General features: G+C 65.4%; 16 protein-coding genes. 9 read left to right on the top strand and 7 right to left on the bottom strand.

What is annotated here, in order from left to right; translation table 11 throughout:
* Positions 1 to 62 precede the first annotated feature (62 nt).
* The 3 genes from AC1DK4_RS13840 to AC1DK4_RS13830 all read right to left on the bottom strand — a co-directional run bounded on the left by AC1DK4_RS13840 (position 63) and on the right by AC1DK4_RS13830 (position 2,790).
* On the bottom strand, positions 63 to 797 hold the full coding sequence (locus tag AC1DK4_RS13840) for a carboxymuconolactone decarboxylase family protein (protein ID WP_441619590.1): 735 nt from the start codon (positions 795 to 797) through the stop codon (positions 63 to 65).
* A 29-nt stretch (positions 798 to 826) separates the two neighbouring features.
* Entirely contained in the window at positions 827 to 1,645 is an 819-nt protein-coding gene (locus AC1DK4_RS13835) for an SDR family NAD(P)-dependent oxidoreductase (RefSeq protein WP_477131592.1), read from the bottom strand.
* A gap of 89 nt (positions 1,646 to 1,734) precedes the next feature.
* Positions 1,735 to 2,790, bottom strand: coding sequence for a beta-keto acid cleavage family enzyme (locus tag AC1DK4_RS13830; RefSeq protein ID WP_477131591.1), 1,056 nt, complete (start codon positions 2,788 to 2,790; stop codon positions 1,735 to 1,737).
* 134 nt (positions 2,791 to 2,924) lie between these two features.
* On the opposite strand from AC1DK4_RS13830, the gene AC1DK4_RS13825 reads away from it, so the two are divergent.
* A complete protein-coding gene (locus tag AC1DK4_RS13825; protein WP_477131590.1) occupies positions 2,925 to 3,959 on the top strand; it encodes an AraC family transcriptional regulator ligand-binding domain-containing protein in 1,035 nt (344 codons plus the stop codon).
* A 164-nt stretch (positions 3,960 to 4,123) separates the two neighbouring features.
* Positions 4,124 to 5,122 carry a Bug family tripartite tricarboxylate transporter substrate binding protein gene (locus AC1DK4_RS13820; RefSeq protein ID WP_441619583.1) on the top strand — a complete coding sequence of 333 codons (999 nt, stop codon included), beginning with the start codon at positions 4,124 to 4,126 and terminating at the stop codon, positions 5,120 to 5,122.
* 9 nt (positions 5,123 to 5,131) lie between these two features.
* Here the strand turns inward: AC1DK4_RS13820 and AC1DK4_RS13815 are convergent, their stop codons facing one another.
* Positions 5,132 to 5,680 carry a LysR substrate-binding domain-containing protein gene (locus AC1DK4_RS13815; RefSeq protein ID WP_477117351.1) on the bottom strand — a complete coding sequence of 183 codons (549 nt, stop codon included), beginning with the start codon at positions 5,678 to 5,680 and terminating at the stop codon, positions 5,132 to 5,134.
* A complete protein-coding gene (locus AC1DK4_RS13810; protein WP_477117350.1) occupies positions 5,668 to 6,027 on the bottom strand; it encodes a LysR family transcriptional regulator in 360 nt (119 codons plus the stop codon). Before AC1DK4_RS13810 ends, AC1DK4_RS13815 begins: the two co-directional genes overlap by 13 nt.
* A 224-nt stretch (positions 6,028 to 6,251) precedes the next feature.
* Here AC1DK4_RS13810 and AC1DK4_RS13805 point away from each other — a divergent pair, with 224 nt between their 5' ends.
* The 3 genes from AC1DK4_RS13805 to AC1DK4_RS13795 all read left to right on the top strand — a co-directional run bounded on the left by AC1DK4_RS13805 (position 6,252) and on the right by AC1DK4_RS13795 (position 9,284).
* Entirely contained in the window at positions 6,252 to 7,325 is a 1,074-nt protein-coding gene (locus AC1DK4_RS13805) for a TauD/TfdA family dioxygenase (protein ID WP_441619579.1), read from the top strand.
* 117 nt (positions 7,326 to 7,442) lie between these two features.
* A complete protein-coding gene (locus AC1DK4_RS13800) occupies positions 7,443 to 8,204 on the top strand; it encodes an SDR family oxidoreductase (RefSeq protein ID WP_441619577.1) in 762 nt (253 codons plus the stop codon).
* 90 nt (positions 8,205 to 8,294) lie between these two features.
* Complete coding sequence (locus AC1DK4_RS13795) at positions 8,295 to 9,284, top strand: Bug family tripartite tricarboxylate transporter substrate binding protein (RefSeq protein ID WP_477131589.1); 990 nt, start codon at positions 8,295 to 8,297, stop codon at positions 9,282 to 9,284.
* A 124-nt stretch (positions 9,285 to 9,408) separates the two neighbouring features.
* On the opposite strand, the gene AC1DK4_RS13790 is transcribed toward AC1DK4_RS13795, so the two are convergent.
* A complete protein-coding gene (locus AC1DK4_RS13790; RefSeq protein WP_441619573.1) occupies positions 9,409 to 10,320 on the bottom strand; it encodes an adenylate/guanylate cyclase domain-containing protein in 912 nt (303 codons plus the stop codon).
* 264 nt (positions 10,321 to 10,584) lie between these two features.
* Between AC1DK4_RS13790 and AC1DK4_RS13785 the strand changes: the two genes are divergently transcribed.
* Together AC1DK4_RS13785 and AC1DK4_RS13780 are read left to right on the top strand one after the other, a co-directional pair.
* The gene (locus AC1DK4_RS13785; protein ID WP_441619571.1) at positions 10,585 to 11,199 is read left to right on the top strand and encodes an HD domain-containing protein; all 615 of its coding nucleotides are present in this window, start codon (positions 10,585 to 10,587) and stop codon (positions 11,197 to 11,199) included.
* Positions 11,200 to 11,320: 121 nt separating this feature from the next.
* Entirely contained in the window at positions 11,321 to 12,352 is a 1,032-nt protein-coding gene (locus AC1DK4_RS13780; RefSeq protein ID WP_441619569.1) for a patatin-like phospholipase family protein, read from the top strand.
* A gap of 49 nt (positions 12,353 to 12,401) precedes the next feature.
* Here AC1DK4_RS13780 and AC1DK4_RS13775 read toward each other — a convergent pair whose 3' ends face one another.
* Positions 12,402 to 13,265, bottom strand: coding sequence for a cytochrome c (locus tag AC1DK4_RS13775; protein ID WP_441643428.1), 864 nt, complete (start codon positions 13,263 to 13,265; stop codon positions 12,402 to 12,404).
* A gap of 702 nt (positions 13,266 to 13,967) precedes the next feature.
* Between AC1DK4_RS13775 and AC1DK4_RS13770 the strand changes: the two genes are divergently transcribed.
* Together AC1DK4_RS13770 and AC1DK4_RS13765 are read left to right on the top strand one after the other, a co-directional pair.
* A complete protein-coding gene (locus AC1DK4_RS13770) occupies positions 13,968 to 15,347 on the top strand; it encodes an amidohydrolase (RefSeq protein ID WP_441619565.1) in 1,380 nt (459 codons plus the stop codon).
* 377 nt (positions 15,348 to 15,724) lie between these two features.
* Complete coding sequence (locus AC1DK4_RS13765; RefSeq protein WP_441619563.1) at positions 15,725 to 17,047, top strand: (Fe-S)-binding protein; 1,323 nt, start codon at positions 15,725 to 15,727, stop codon at positions 17,045 to 17,047.
* Positions 17,048 to 17,127 lie beyond the last annotated feature (80 nt).

The raw sequence follows: 17,127 nt of genomic DNA, 5'->3' as shown, positions 1-17,127 counted from the left end.
GGCCTCCTGTACGTTCCTGGGGATGGGGGACGGCGGGCACTGCCATGCGGCGCCCGCTGGCGCTAGGCTTCGATGGCCCGGCAAGCCTGGTCGAGCAGCGGCACCGCCAGTTCGCAGGCCTCGATCCCCTGCAGGCTGACGATCTTGAGCACGGCCAGGATCTGCTCGCGCGTCGCGCCGAGCTTGAGTGCCGCCTCGATATGCCGTTGCGTGCCATGGCCGTACATATGGGTGATGGCGGCATCGCCGGCGATGCAGAGAAACTCGATCCAGAGCGGCGGCAGGATGTTGTCGCGCCACAGGCCGAAGCCCATCGCCAGGAATTTCTCCAGGTACAGCGGATCCCAGCGGTACAGCGTTTCCCACAGCGGGTTGAACATCCCGTTGGCGCGCACGGCGTCGCATACCGGCGTGGCGCCGGCCGCCACCGGCTCGTCGGGCAGGCCCGCGCGGGCCAGTTCCTCGGCGAGCGCCGGCACGCCGACCGCGCAGGCGTGGATGCCAACCACGCTGGCCAACTTGAAGACTTCGAGGATTTCGGCACGGCTCGCGCCGAGCTGGAGCGCCTCGCGGACGTGGCGCGACACGCCGGGCTTGTAGAGATGGGTCGCCGTCACGTCGATATTCAGGCGGATCAGCGCGACGAGCTTGGGGTCGAGCACGCCCTCGGCCTGTGCGTCGCGGGCCAGCGCGACCCAGGAAGCGATCCACTTGGGATCCCATTGCGTGAGCGGGTCGAGCTCGCTGCCGAGCACGCCGTTGTCCCGCAGCGCCTTGTAGTGGGGGAAGAGATTCATTTGCATATCTGTCGAAGCTGTTGCGGTGATCAGATCACCGAGCCCCCGTTGGGGCTGATCACCTGGCCGACCAGGTAGTGCTCGTCGCTCGCAAGGTGCAGCACCGTCGCGGCATACTCTTCGACCGTGCCGAAGCGCCCCGAGGGGCAGCCCTGCCAGAGCCGGTTGCGGCCGGCATCGCCGATCTGCTCCAGGTATTGGTTGAAGGCGGGCGTCGCGACGCCGCCCGGCGCCATCGCGTTGACGAAGATGTTGGCGCCGGCCACTTCCATGGCCACCGACCGGGTGAACGCGATCACCGCGCCCTTGGTGGCGCTGTAGTGCGGGCTGTGCGCGCTCTTCGACGAGATGCCGGCGATCGACGCGACGTTGACGATGCGCCCGAAGCGCTGCGGCTGCATCAGCTTCAGCGCTTCGCGCGTGCAATAGAAGACACCGTGCACATTGACGCCCCAGTAGCGCAGCCATTCGTCGTCGCTGATTTCACTGGTGAACCCCAGCGAGTCGCGCGCCACCGGCGTTTGCATGTACTCGTAGAGCTGGTTGCGGCGCCCGGTGTCGATTGGCCTGTTGGGCGTCAGCGCGGCGTTGTTGACGAGCGCGTGCACCGTGCCGAAGCGCGCCACGGCGGGCGCGAACATGGCGCTGACCTCGGCGCTGGACGAGACATCGCAGTGCAGTGCCAGGCAGGCGCCGCCCGCGGCTTCCACCGCTTCGCGGGCCTCGTGCAGCGATGTCTGGTTCACGTCGCAGATCACGACGTCTGCGCCTTCGCGCGCCAACGTGACGGCGATCGCCTTGCCCAGGCCCGGCCCGACGCCGGTCACGAGCGCAACTTTGTCTTTCATTCGCATGGCAGTACCACTGTTGCTGAGGTGAGGCCGGCCCTCGTGCGCGTGGCTGGCGAGGGCCGGTGGGTGATGCGGCAAGCGCGGGATCAGGCCGCTTGCGGCACGGGGAAGCCGCGCTGGCCCGGCTTGCGGTTGGGCACCATGCCGAGGTTGCGGATGGTCTCGTCGGCGCTGTCGTACCACTCGTCGATCTTGTAGATGCGGCGCGCATCCTTGCCATCGGCCACATCGCGGCCCAGTTCGCGCGCCAGGCGCACGGTCTGCTCGATCTGCTGCACCGAAGTCATGCGTTCGCCCTTGCGGCCCCACAGGTTGTCCTCGATGCCCACGCGCACGTGCAGGCCGAGCGCGATCGCCATGGCGTTCATGGGCAGCACGGCGCGCATGGCGCTCTCGATCGTCAGCACGGCACCGTCGGGCGTGCGGCGCACGAACTCGATCATGTCGGCCGGGTGCAGGCCGGCCGCGCCGCCGCCGATGGCGACATAGTTCAGGATCAGCGGACCACGGTACAGGCCCTTGCGGATCAGGCGCTCGACGGTTTCGAGCTGCGCCACGTGGCCGAGCATGAAATGGGGCTGGATGCCCGCCTTCGTCAGCCGCTCCAGGTGCTCGAGGAAGAACGAGGGCTTCGAGTCGACCACCATTTCACTGTACGCCTTGACGTACTCGGGCTTCTCCAGGATGGTGCCCTTGACGTCGTCCTCGGTCAGCATCTCGCAGATGTTCATCTGGCTGGTGTTGATGGCGATGGTCACCTGGTCCGGCTTCGGGTTCAGATCGGCCAGCATGTGGCGGGTGTCATAGTCCAGCCATTCGGCTGCCTTGCCTTCGCCCTCCGGCGCGAAGGAGATCGAGCCCCCGACCTGCAGCACCATGTCGGGCACGGCTTCGCGCAGGCGGGCCAGCATCTCGTTGAACATCGAAAGGCGCTTCGAGCCCTTGCCGTCGGATTCACGCACATGCACGTGCAGCACGGTGGCGCCCGCGTTGTAGCAATCCACGGCCTTCTGGACCTGGGCATCCATGCTGACCGGGATGTCGTCGGAATCGGTGGGCAGCCATTGCGGGCCGTRGGGCGCCACCTGGATCACCRGTTTTTCCTGGTTTTCGGGAAGCAGGCTGTCGTCGAGAAAATGCATGGGTCGTCTCCTGGTTGGTCGGGAATATCAGCGCGGGGCGCATGGCGATATTCTGGACGGCATCGAGACCTTTTGTTTATCCTTGCGTCACTCCTTAATATACTGGTGTCACACTTGGTGGAAACCCTGAATTTATGAAGCCGGTCAACCGTTCCGTACCCATGGGCACCCTGGCGCGCGTGATCGAAGTCCTGCGGGAACTTGGCGTGGATCCCTGGCCGGTCCTGGGCCGCCATGGCGTAACCGCGGCGGCGCTGGAGGAGCCCATGGCACCGCTGGCGCTGGCGGTGTGCGCGCGTATCCTCGCGGACGCCAGCGATTCGGCTGCCTGCCCGCACCTCGGCGTGCTGGTGGGTGCCCGGGCGAACATGGAGAATGCCGGCCCCCTGCGGCTGCTGCTGCTGTCCTCGAAGACGGCGCGCGATGCCGTGGAGGGCATCCTGCGCTACGGCCGCATCTGGTACCGGGGCATCGATACGGCGCTCACCGTGCGTGAGGGTTACGCGGCATTCTCGGTCGAGATCGACGGCACCTTCGCTGGCCGCGAGGAATTGCTGACGGCCTACCTGGCGGCCAACCTCCAGTTGTTCCGCCTGCTGCTCGGCAAGATGTGGACGCCCGCGGCGGTTCACCTGTCCCGGCCGCTCCCTGCCGGGCTGGGGCCGTACGCCTCGCACTTCGGTCCCCATGTCCTGTTTGGCCAGCCGCGCGACGAATTCACCTTCGCCTCGGCCACCCTCGACCAGCGCTGCGGCGTGGCCGACGAGGCGCTCGAATCGTCGGTGGTCCGCTACCTCAGCGAGCTGGAATCCCATGTCATGCCTGATTTTCTCGGCCAGGTCCRCCATGCGCTGCGCGACCTGATGCTGCTGGGAGAGTGCACCGCGACCCGGCTGGCTTCGCTGTTTGCCGTGCACCGCTTTACCCTGCATCGTCACTTGCAGGATCACGGCACGTCTTTCGCCGTGTTGCTCGACGAAGAACGCCGCGCGCTTGCGCGGCGCTTGCTGGCCAATACGGATCTGCCCGCGGGCGATATCGCCCAGGCCCTGGGTTTCAAGACGCAGGCGGGATTCAACAAGGCCTTCCAGCGTTGGGAAGGCGTGCCTCCCGGGGCGCTGCGCACCGAGCGCCGCCGGCGGCCCCGCCTCACCGTCCACCGCGCATAGCGCCGGGGCGCGCCGCTCCCATCTTGCGACATTACCGATTGCTCATGTATCTGAGGTATTAATTCATTAGTGTTCCGGGCCTGAGCGTGGGCAGAATTCACCGGCACACACGCCTCCGATAGCCAGACACTCATAGAAACGGCGTGTGCTTCCCAGGAGACAACATGAAGCAGAAATGGGCAGGCCGCGCCGGCCTTGCATTGAGCATCACGGCACTGACGGCTGCAGCACTGGTTGCGGGTTCCGCCCTGGCCCAGGACAAATGGCCGTCGCGGCCGATCCGCCTGGTCGTTCCCAGCCCTGGCGGCAGCGGGCCGGACGTGCTGGCCCGCGTTTTCGCCGAGCAGATTTCGCAAGCGCTGAAGCAGCCCGTGGTGGTGGACAACAAGCCCGGCGCCAACGGACAACTTTCGGTGGATACCGTGGTCCGCGCGCAGCCCGACGGCTATACCGTCCTGTTCGCCAGCGCGTCCGCCACGGTGATGAACCAGGCCATCCAGCCGAAGCTGCCCTACGACATCGTGAAAGACCTGGTTCCCGTTGCGCAGATTGGCGCGGGCGGGGTATTGCTGGTCGTCACGCCCGATTTTCCGGCGAAGAACGTCAAGGAGTTCGTCGCCACCGTCAAGGCCAGTCCGGGCAAGTATGACTACGGCAGCTGGGGCGTCGGCTCGGGCGGCCACCTCGCCATGGCGCAACTCCGCACGCTGGCGGGGCTGGAGCTGACCCACGTGCCGTACAAAGGCGTGCCGCCGATCATGACGGACCTGCAGGGCGGGGTGCTGAAGGTCGCCTTCGTCGACATCACCACCTCGGTACCCCTGGTCAAGAGCGGCAAGATCCGCGCGCTGGGCATCACCGGAAAGCACCGCGCGCCGGCCTACCCCGATGTGCCCACGATGGCCGAGCAGGGCTTTCCGATGCGCAACGAAGGCTGGTATGGTGTGTTCGTCCCCAAAGGCACGCCGCGCGATATCGTCGCCGCGCTGAATACGGAGATCAACAAGGCCTTGCGCTCGCCGACGCTGGCCGCGCGCTTCCAGCAGCTCAACATGATGGCGGATCCGCCGCTGACCAGCCCCGACGAGTTTGCGCGCACGGTCAGGAATGACTACGCCACCTGGGCGGACGTCGTGAAGGCCAACGGCATCAAGCCGGAGTAGCCGCGCCGCTCAGCCCGCCACGGCAAGCTCCGCGCAATGCTGGAAGGCCTCGATGGCGGGCGAGGGCGCCTGCCCTAGCAGGGTGAAGGTCGAGATCGACAGCAGCACGCCTGGAATCTCGAGCGGCAGGATGCGGGCAAGCCCGCGCTCTTCATAGGTTCGCGCCAGGCGTCCCGTCACTACCGCCACCGCCTGTATTTCTTCGAGCAGCCCCAGCACCAGCCCGGCCGATACGGATTCGACATGGTGCGGCGGGCTCTCGACCTTCATGCGCCTGAGCGCGGCGTCCAGGCTCTGCCGCAGCCTTGCGGTGCGCGGCGGCAGCACCCACGGGAAATCGGCCAGGTCGCGCCAGCCCACGTCCGCACGCGTGGCGAGCGGATGGCCGGGGCCCACCACGACGCGCATGACCTCTTCGTAGAGATGGTGCTGGCCGACGTCCTGCGGCGTGGCCCTTTCCGACAGCGCGCCGAGCACCACGTCGAGCCGGCCGGTGCGCAACTGCCCCATCAGGATATCCATCGGCGCCTCGTACACCGCGATGTTCAAGGTCGGCATGCGCGCCTTGGCCAGCGCCACGATGCGCGGCGCGGCGCGAGCGACAGCGTGGTGCCCGGCATCGTACCCACGGCGATCGTGGCGGAAGCCCCCTGGCCCAGCGCCAGGAGTTCATCGCCGGCCCGGTCCAGTTCGTCGAGGATCGACTGCGCGTAGCGGACAAAGCACAGGCCATGCGGCGTGGGCTCGATGCCGCGCGGCCGGCGCACGAACAAGGCATAGCCGAGGCCGTCCTCGATTTCCGCCAGCGCCTTCGAGACGGCCGGCTGCGTGATGTTCATCGCATGCGCCACCCGCCCGACCTGCCGGTATTCCTCCAGCGCTATTACCAGACGGAGATGGCGCAACTTCAACCCAGTGCGTAAGAAACTAATGGCATCCATCGGTGCAGACCCTTAAAACTCTGGTGAGTATTTGAATTTTCGCCGCATGAGAGGACGGTTCACATATCGGATATTACCTTTTGGTTTTGTCGTGAGCATCATTTTTCATTAGCCATCCGGTGCGTCTCTTCGCACAATGTATTCAACGGCCGGCGCCTGGCAACGGCCACTAAAACAAGGAGACGAAGATGCAAGCTGTGCATGAGATTGCTACGCCGAAGCCCGTCGAGACGCCGGCCAGCTGGACGGCGGCGGAGATGGCTTCGAGAGAGTCCGAATGGGTGATGTGGCTGAGCCAGGACGATGTCGCGCAGCTGGATGCCGCACTGGGCCATGCCAAGGGGCTGGGGCTGGCAGTGCCCGCCATCACCAGGGAAACCTTTCCGCTCGGCAGCCTCGCCACGAAGCTCGCCGACCTGCGCCAGCGCCTGGAGCGTGGCATGGGCGTCGTGCTGCTGCGCGGCCTGCCGATGGAGCGCTACTCGAAGATGGATGCCGGCGCGATCTATTGGGGCATCGGCATGCACATGGGGCGCGCCGTGGCGCAAAACGCCTTCGGCGACGTGCTTGGGCATGTCTGGGATCTTGGCAAGAACCCCAAGGACGACATGACCGCGCGCGGCTACCAGTCACGGCATCGACTGCCGTTCCACACCGATGGCGCGGATGTCGTCGGCCTGCTTTGCTTGCGCACGGCGAAAGAGGGCGGGGTCAGCAGCATCGCCAGCTCCATGGCCATTCACAATGCCATGCTGCAAGAACATCCGGACCTGCTGGCGCGCCTGTACCAGCCTTTCGCCTTCGATCGCCGGCATGAGGAAGCGCCCGGCCAGGCGCCGTTCACCATGACGCACGTGTTCACGTGGCATGGCGGCCGGCTGTTCAACCGGTATATCCGCAGTTTCATCAACACGGCCCAGCGCTTTCCCGAGGCGCCGCGCCTGGCGCCGGAAGACATCGCCGCGCTGGACCGCTTCGACGCCTACACGCAGGATCCGCGCTTTCGCATCGATATGGAACTCGCGCCGGGCGACATGCAGTTCCTGAACAACTACGTAATCCTGCATTCGCGCACCAGCTACGAGGATCATCCCGATCTGGACCGCAAGCGCCACCTGCTGCGCCTGTGGCTGTTCACGCCGGGTTTGGCCGACGTGCCCGAGAGCTTCAGGCTGCGGTACCTGCTCACGGATGCCTGGGCGAAGAATCCCCGGCCGCCGATCTATGACGTGAACCAGATCATGGGCGTGACCACGCACTGAATCGCGCCGCATGCGGCGGGTGACACCGTGCATCGCCATGCGGGCGGATGAATCCATCAAGACATCAAAGCATCGAAGCATCGAAGCATCGAAGCATCAAGGCGAAGGAGTACAACCATGAAGTCTCTGCACGGAAAAACGGCCTGGATCACGGGCGGCTCCAGCGGCATCGGGCGGGCCTGCGCGCTCTCGCTCTGGCAGGCCGGCGCGACCGTGGTCATCTCCGCGCGCAGCCAGGAGGCGATCGACGCCCTCGTGGCCGAGTGCGGGAACGAGCGGATCATCGCGCTGCCTCTCGACGTGGCGGACCGCGCAGCGGTGGAAGCGGCCGGCCGGCAGTTGCAGGAGCGCATCGGCGCGGTGGACATCCTGGTCAACGCGGCGGGCATCAACGTGGCCAACCGCAAGCTGTCGAAGCTCACGCCGGCGGACTGGGACCAGGTGATCGACATCAATCTCAACGGCGCGTTCTACTGCATGCACGCCGTGCTGCCCGGCATGCGGGAGCAGGGCGGGGGCACCATCGTCAATATTTCGTCCTGGGCCGGCCGCTTCGCCTCCGCGCTGACCGGCGCCGCCTACGGTGCAAGCAAGCATGCGATGGCCGCCATGACCCTGTCCGTGGCGATGGAGGAATGCGCCAACGGCATCCGCGCCTGCGCGATCTATCCGGGCGAGACGGCCACGCCGATCCTGCTCAACCGTCCCACGCCGCCCTCGGAGGAAGACCTTGCGCGCATGCTGCAGGCGGAAGACGTGGCGGCAGCGGTCGATTTCGTGATCTCGATGCCGGCGCGCGCCACCATCAATGAACTGGTCATCAGCCCGACCTGGAATCGTGCCTTCCTCGGGTTCCAGCCGCCCCCGAAGCAAGGCTAGTACAGCGGCGGTTCCGGGGCGCGCGCCGCCGCGAACCGCTGCCTTTGCGCATGACCGGTGCTTACCCGGCACGGATTCCAGGAGACAACGATGAACCGACGCATTTGGATGGAAGGCCTGCTGTCCACCGCCATGGCAGCGCTGATTGCCGGCCCGCTCCAAGCCCGGGCCCAGCCGGCGCCGCCGTGGCCGTCCCAGCCCGTGCGCATGATCGTGCCGGGCGGGGCCGGCTCGGGCACCGACCTGATGGCGCGGCTGTTTGCCGAGCCCCTGTCGAAGGCCCTCAGGCAGCCCGTCATCGTCGAGAACCGGCCCGGAGCCAACGGCCTGATCGGCAACGACATGGCCGCCAAGGCGGCGCCTGACGGCAACACCATCCTCTTCAGCAATGCCTCGGCGGTGTCGGTCAACGCCGCGCTTCGCGCTACGCTGCCCTACGATACGCTCAGGGACCTGGCGCCGGTCATCCAGGTCAGCGCCGGCGGCGTGCTGCTGGTGGCAGCCGCGGGCGTGCCGGTACGTGACTTCAGCGAATTCCTCGAATACGTGCGCGCGAATCCCGAGATCGCCTACGGCACGTGGGGAGTCGGCTCGACCGGGCACCTCGCAATGGAAGCCATTGCGCACGACAGGCAGCTCCGGATGCGGCATATCCCCTACAAGACCATGGGGCAACTGCTCACGGACCTGCAGGGCGGCGTGGTCAAACTTGCATTCGTCGATGCGCGCTCGCCCGTCGCCCTGGTCCAGGCCGGCAAGCTGCGGCCGATCGCCATGACCGGCACGCGCCGCGCGCCCATGCTGCCAAATGTGAAGACGCTCAAGGAGCAAGGATTCAGCTTCGACCTCGATGGCTGGTATGGCTTTTTCGTGCCGGCACGCACACCGGCCGGTATCGTCAGCCGGCTCAATGGCGAGATCACGCGGGTCATGCGCGACCCCGGGCTGCAGCCCGCGTTTGCGCAGCAAGGCCTGGCATGGGTGGGGCGGAACTCGCCCGAACAGTTCATGCAGGTGATCCGCAACGACATCCGTGCATGGAAGGACGTCGTCGTGGCGGCCCAGGTCAAGGCGGATTGAGCGGGGCATGGCCCGCCCCGCACGGCGCATCCGTCGCCGGCGGGCACCGTGGTGCCGGCTGCTGGCTCAGGTGGCGCAGGCGACCCTTGCCTGGCATCGGGTGTCGCGGCACTCACTTTGACGCTCAGCGGCCTTCAACGTAGAGAAAGAACTCAACCCGCTCGCCCGCGGACTCCATCGACTGGCCAAACGTGATCCAGCCATGTCCCCTGAGCGCGACTTCGTCGCGGCGCAGGACGAATTCATCTTCGCCATCGATGGTGACATGCGTGCCGTTCGAACTTCGATCGGTCAGCACATACCTGCCCGCGCGCGACTCGACCGTCGCCTGGAATCTCGACGCCTGCCGGTCCGCCACGACAATATTCATGGCGCTGTCGCGGCCAATGCTGACCGGCGTGGAGGTGGCGTTCATTTCGAGCAGCGTTTCCCGGTACCTCAGCGTGAGCAGCGCGCTGCGCAAGGCGCGCGGACTCGCCACGGCCATGACGGTCATGTCGGCGTTCTGCTGCCATATCGCTTCGAACAGATCGACGGGCGGTTCCTTGCCGCGCACCTGTATCGGGTACAGGTAGCGGGTCATCTGGCGCAACCTCTCCGGCAGGCGCTCCACGGAGGTCCTGCTGGTGATGATCTGTCCACGCGAGGCGAGCTTGGAGAGGCGGGCGGCGAGATTCACGGTGTCGCCGAACACGTCGCCCGATTCATCGGACAACACCTGGCCATGATGAAAGCCGATATGGACCGACATGGGCACGCCGGCAATGGGCGGAAGTTCAGAAACCGCCACCTGCATGTCGAGTGCTGCCTGCATCGCCTGTTCGGCCGATGCAAACACCACCATGATCTCGTCGCCGATGGTCTTGACGACGCGGCCCTGGACGGCCCCGGAGCAGGATTTCATGACGGCGATGCAGCGGGTGATGGCACCGAAGGCGACCGTATCGCCGGCCGTTTCATATAGCCTTGTACTGCCGCTGACATCCGCGAACAATACCGAGCCGTCGGACGCCTGAGGTACTGGTTCTCGGTCCATATGCATCAATCCGTCCGGTCGATCGGCTGGCCGTCAAAACGTCGTCGGCAAACTGCGCTTGCACTTTGGGCATTCTGGCACCGTCGCCGGGGTTGCTCAACTTGAATTCGCGCGCCGGCTGCGCCGCGATAGTGCGGCAGAGTACTTTGGAGGCGATCCTTTACCGCCTCACCGGCGCGGCCGTGGCGCATACTCATGCTGATCCGGGGGACGCGCGTGACGCGAATGAGACCCGCCCCGGGGCTCCGTGGCGGGGGAGGCCAGATGAACCAGACGCAAGCGCGCTTCCTGGCGTTGTGGTCGCGCTGTGGCGGCATCCACGGCGAGGCCACCTATGCGGACCTGGCACGCCACTACGCCGAGCCGGCGCGTCACTATCACACCCTGCACCATGTGCGCCGCTGCATGCGCGACCTCGACCGGGTGCGCGACGCGGTCCCCGACCCCGATGCCGTGGAATTGGCGCTCTGGTGCCACGACGTGATCTTCATTCCCGGAGCCAGGGACAACGAGCAACGCAGCGCCGAGTGGTTCGTGCAGCGGGCCGGGGGGCGCATCGCGGCGGCGGGGCGCATCGCCGACATGATCCTGGCGACCCGGCATGCCGTTGCGCCGCCCGATCCGGACGCCGCCTTCACCGTTGACATCGACCTGGCGGTTCTCGGTGGCGGACGTACGCATTTCCGCCAGGACGGGGCGCGCCTGCGGGCCGAGCGCCCCGATCTCGACGAACGGACCTACGATGCGCGCGAGCGTACCCTGCTGGGTGCGCTGCTGGCGCGTCCACGCATCTACTACACGGACATATTCCACGCCCGCTGCGAAGCCAGCGCCCGTCGCAACCTGACGTGGCGGCTCAGCCTCCCGGCGCCGCATTGAGCCCCGGCAGCCATCGATCGAGGAGACGCCAATGTCCCAACCAGCGCGAGCCGCAGCAAGCGGCCCCCGGCGCAACGCCAGGCGGGCAGCGCCAGCGACGCCGGCAACCGAGGAGGGCGCCGTGCACGGGACGTCATCCTCCCCGGTCCGCCGCATCAATATCGCGCTGCAGGGAGGCGGCAGCCACGGGGCGTTCAGCTGGGGCGTGCTCGATCGCCTGCTCGAGGATGACCGCATCGAGATCGACGGCATCAGCGGCACCAGCGCCGGAGCGGTCAACGCTACCGTGCTCGCCTACGGCCTCGTCAGCGGTGGACGGGAGGGGGCGCGCCGGATGCTTGAGGCATTGTGGCGCGGCGTCGCCGACTGCGCCCGAATGAGCCCGCTACAGCCCTCTTGGCTCGACCGGATGATGGGCTTCGACCAGTTGAACCTTTCGCCGGGGTGGCTGATGTTCGACTATGTCACCCGCTTCTTTTCGCCCTACCAGCTCAACCCGTCCAACCTGAACCCGCTGCGCGACATGCTGGCCCGGATGATCGATTTCGAGATACTGCGCAATTGCCGTAGCCCCAGGCTCTTCCTGTGCGCCACCAATGTGCTGAGCGGCCGCATACGGGTGTTCGGCAATCACGAAATCAGCATCCAGACCGTGCTGGCCTCGGGCTGCCTGCCCAGCCTGTTCCAGGCCGTGGAGATCGAGGGGGAGTACTACTGGGACGGCGGCTACATGGGCAATCCGCCCATCTACCCCTTGATCTACGAGACCGACGCCCGCGATGTGCTGATCATCCGCATCAATCCGATCCGCATTCCAAATGTACCGACTACGGCACGGGAAATCCTCGACCGGGTCAACACCTTGAGCTTCAACTCGTCGCTGATGCGGGAGATGCGCGCGATCGAGTTCGTCTCCAGCCTGATCGACGAAGGCGCGCTGGATCCCGCGCGCTACCGGCGCATGTTCATCCACAGCATCGATGCCGAGACCGAGATGGCCAGGCTCGGCGTATCGAGCAAGTTCAACGCGGACTGGCACTTCCTGAGTGAGCTCTGCGCGCTGGGACGCGAGCGCGCCGATGGCTGGCTGAAGGCAAACTTCAGCGCGCTGGGACAACGCTCCTCGACGGACATCGTCAAGACCTTCCTGTGAGTGCAACCATGACAGCAACCGTGGCGTGGCAATCAAGGTAGCAGCGGAGTCACGAGCCTGCCGCAGACGCCGCCACCTTGTGTCCGGCCATATGATGCAGATACGCCAGCAAGTCCTTCAGGTCGGCGTCAGACAGCGTTTTCCTGTCGATCGCTGACATGCGCGCGTTGGGCCACCAGCGCAGCGCCTGCGGGTCACGGATCAGTTTGGTCAGCTTGTCGTCGCCCAGGTACTCGACCGGGCTGTATGGCACGTTCAGATCGGGGCCAAGCTGTGCATCGCCGACCCGGTTGAGGGAGTGGCACGAGAAGCAAACGCGCTGGAACGTCGCAAAGCCGCGCATGACAGGGCCGTCGGCAGGCAGGCCGGCGGCGGGCCGGATGGCCGCGAAGCGCTCGGCAGGCGAAGCCGTGATGTCGATGCGCACGATGTTGTATGTCCAGAGACTCTCGTTGACCACGGAAGCGGCGTGGCCCGACGGAACTGTCCAGATCAGGCGAAAGGGCCCGATGTCCTGGCCCTTGAGCGTTGGCCACGGCGCGGCCGGGTTCTCCACCGCCAGCCAGGCGCGCGGCTCGTCGGCGCTGTCAGCCAGCAGCAGGCGCATCGGCAGGTGCGAAATATAGCCATCGCCGGCTGCAGTCGTCGCACTCGCGTCGGGCGTCACCGGCATGCCGCGCAGCAGGACCGCCAGGGGAATGGCCTTGAACGTCAGGCGGCGTTTCAGATTGTCGTCGTCCACCGTCACATCGGTCAGGCGACGGTCATTCAGCAACCCGTCGCGCGTCCAGTTGCGCTGTTGCGTGCCAGCGGAAATGGTCAGCGTCGCCGTGTCCGCGGCGCACGCCTGTCCTGCCAGGAACGCTATTGCACAAGCAAGCGCGCCGGCGGCCTTTGCGATCCAGCTTTTCATGCGTCTTTCTCCAAAGCGCAGGAGATAGGTACGGCACGGCTGCCATCAACACGCGTCCCGCGCGATCGGGCTCCCGCAAAACACCGCGCAAGCCGGGAGCGCCTAGGCAAGATGAGCGACAGACGAATGTGCCCGTTTTTGTCCGAGCGCACAGTGTATTCGAAAGCGTGGAGGCGGAGTAGGCGATCCGCGCCTGCGTCGCCGCGGCGGAACGCGGCGGGCAGGTCGAAGCCGCAGGGAATGCCTATTCGGACCACGCCAGGGTCGGGCCGAAGTCGGCATGGGTGTCGCGGAAGACGAATCGACGGCGAGCCTACGCCGGCACTGGCGCCATGTCCCTAGGGATAGCACCGAGGACATGGAGATCGGTTCCTTCTTGACCATGCGGATATGCCTGACTACCATGTAGACGCTGGTTACATTGATGCTTGCGACAGCCGGGAGTGAAGGGCGGAAAAGCCCACCGCTGCCGTTGATCGTTCGCCTCATGATATGACGAACATCATTTCATTGGCATGAGCTCGCAAAGACGCGAAGCGCAAGGGACGACACACGACAGAAAAGCTCGGACAACGAGTTGAAGGCAGTCGCATGAATCCACAGCAAGGAGGGGAGAAAACCGCCAGCTTCCCTTGCGGCAGGCTGTACCTGCATCCCGCAACACGGCTTGCATCAAACCAACAACAACGAAGGAGATCCCGCATGGCTGTCCGTCATAACGCATCCCGTTCCACCACCCGCATTGCCCTCGCCAGCGTCGCACTCGCCGCCGGCCTGCTCTGCAACGCCGCGCTGGCGCAGACCGCGCCGGCCCCCGCCAGTGCCGACACCCTGCACGCACAGATCGAGGCGCGCGCCAAGGCCGTCGAAGCCCAGCTCATCGCCTGGCGCCGCGACATCCACCAGCATCCGGAACTCGGCAACTACGAGACCCGCACCGCGGAGCTTGTCGCCGACCACCTGCGCAAGCTGGGCATGGAAGTGGAGACGGGCGTGGCCAGGACCGGCGTGGTTGGCGTGCTCAAGGGCGGCAAGCCTGGTCCGGTGGTGGCGCTGCGCGCCGACATGGATGCGCTGCCGGTGAAGGAACGCGTCGACGTGCCCTTCGCTTCCAAGGCAAAGGGCCGGTACCTCGGCAAGGAAGTGGACGTCATGCACGCATGCGGGCATGACACCCACGTGGCGATACTGATGGCGACGGCCGAGGTGCTGGCCGGCATGAAGGACCAGTTGCCGGGCACGGTCAAGTTCATCTTCCAGCCAGCCGAGGAAAGCCCGGCGGATTTCGAGCCCAACGGCAGCAATATGTGGGGCGCCAAGCAGATGGTGTCCGAAGGCGTGCTGGACAACCCGAAAGTCGATGCCATCTTCGGCCTGCACGTTACCAGCGGCATGGAATCCGGCAAGCTCGGCTGGCGCAGCGGCCCGTCGATGGCGGCGGCCGACCAGTTCTGGATCGACGTCAAGGGCCGCCAGACCCACGGTGGGCGTCCGTGGGGCGGGATCGACCCGATCGTAGTGGCTTCGCAGATCGTGATGGGCCTGCAGACCATCCAGAGCCGGCAGGTCGATGCCATGCTGGAACCGTCGGTGATTACCGTGGGCACCATCCACGGCGGCAACCGCATGAATATTGTGCCGGAGAGGGTCGAGATGATGGGCACCATCCGCACCTATGACGAAGGCATGAAGAAAGACATCCATGCCCGCATGAAGCGCACCACCGAGGCCATGGCAACCAGCGCTGGCGCCGAGGCCAGCTTCCGCGTGGTGGAGCTGTACAACGCCACCATCAACCAGCCGGCCCTCACTGAGAAGATGGCGCCCACGCTGCAGCGGGTGGCCGGCGAAGGTAACTGGATGATCGCGCCCAAACGGAGCGAATCGGAGGACTTCTCGTTCTACCAGGAGAAGGTGCCGGGGCTGTTCTTCTACCTCGGCGTGACGCCCAAGGGCCAGGATGTGAGCAAGGCGGCCGCCAACCACTCGCCCGAGTTCTATGTGGATGAGCCGGCCCTGGTCAGCGGCGTGCGCGCGCTGTCCAACCTGACGGTGGACTACATGCTGATGGCGCAACGCTGAGCGCCCGGGCGGGCAGCGAGTCGGTGCCGACGCGCGACATGCACTTTGCCGCGCAGGAATCCGCGCCGTTCAGCCAGATGGAAGCCGCGTTCGGATTGGTTCCTGGCGGCGGCGCGGCCCGGCTCCTCACTCGTCTGACGGGCCGCGGCCGCGCGCTCGAGGTTCGCCCATCGAGATGCAGGCGTGCGAAGTCGCCTTGAGATTCCGGGAACATTACGCTGCCTGGAGAAGAGCCGCAAATCTTGAGGAATTGGGGCGAAATTGCGGCACGCTATTCCAGAAAGGAATCAACTGAAGCCAACTTTTCGCGGGCGGATCGCCACAATGGTTCTCAAGCGCCCGACATTGGGCGGGAGAGCGGTGCCTCAAGGATCCCCATGGAAAACAACACCCACAGTCCCCAGATTTTGAGCAGCTACGTGGCCCGGTCGTGGCAGGATCTGCAAGATGCTTGCACTCGATGCGGGAAGTGCGTGGAAGTCTGCCCGGTCGTGCCGTTTGCCGATGCCGCGGGGGAAGACCCGAAGGCCGTAGTGAAAGGCGTGTTTGATTTTGTCGGCGAGCCGGACGCTACGATCTCGAAAGCCTCGTACGCGTGGGCAAAGCAATGCAATGGGTGCGGGGATTGTATTCCGGCGTGCCCGGAAGGCATCAACCCACGCCGCATGCTAGCCCTCGCCAATGCCGAGATTGCGCGACGCACAAGTCCTACGCCACACCTCTTTCACAAGCTCTCCCGCGCGATTCGCATCATGGTTTCCATGCAGATGGTGCCGGCTGACGCCGCCCGCCTGCTGAGGCCAAAGAAGCCCCGGCCCGTCGACGTCGTGTTCTATACGGGTTGTAATGCGATTCGAACGCCGCATGTGCTATTCAATGCAATGTGCGTGCTTGACGCCCTTAGCGTCAATTACGAAGTAATGGGCGGCCCCGCGTCATGCTGCGGGATCGTCCACAGCAAGTGGGAAGGGGATTTGCCAAAAGGCGGCAGGGTGAGCGAGCAGACGCTCCAGAAATTCGGTGATTTCAAGCCGGAACGCGTCCTGAACTGGTGCCCGTCCTGCCAGATTCATTTCACGCAAACCATTGAAGGGTACCGCGAGGTCAAGTTCGATATCGATCACATCACAAAGTACCTGATCGAGAGGAAGGACCAGTTGCGCGCGCTCTTTACCACGCCCGTCAATATGCGCGTGCTCCTGCATACCCATCGAGGCCTGCTGCAGGTTAGCCAGGACGTCAAAGAGCTCTTGCAGGCCATCCCCGGACTCACGATCGTCGATGAAGTGGAAGAGCAGGGTTATATGTGCGGCAATTCCGGCTCTGACCGTTGCCCAGGACTGAAGCAACAGGAGCGCACTAGGACGGTCGACCATTACAAGCGCGGCGACATGGATGCCGTTGTCTCGCTATACCATGCCTGCCACCGCAGCCTGGCCTCCGATGGCAAGGTGCACGGATTCAAGGTAGTGAGTTTCACCGACCTGCTTGTCCGTGCGCTCGGACATGAGCCCTATGCGGACATGCTGGAACAATTTCGTGGCCGTGACGACTGGCGTACGATGGTGGACGAAGCTGCGCCGCTGCTTGAGGCGAACGGGATCGAAATGGATCCGGACGAGTTGGCCGCCGTCTTGCCTGACGTATTCTCCATGGCGGAGTATCGAGGCGGACTCGCTGCGTTCGCGCCGGGAGAATAGGCGTTATTCAAGTCAGCTTTGGCGATCTTCGTGCTTGAGTAGAGTTGCGGCAGAATGCCGCGACCCTTGCTCCGGTCGCG

It is taken from the genome of Cupriavidus sp. 05N38, from assembly GCF_056397345.1.
Note: the sequence above shows the minus strand (reverse complement) of the source record. Positions and strands in the feature narration are given on the sequence as shown.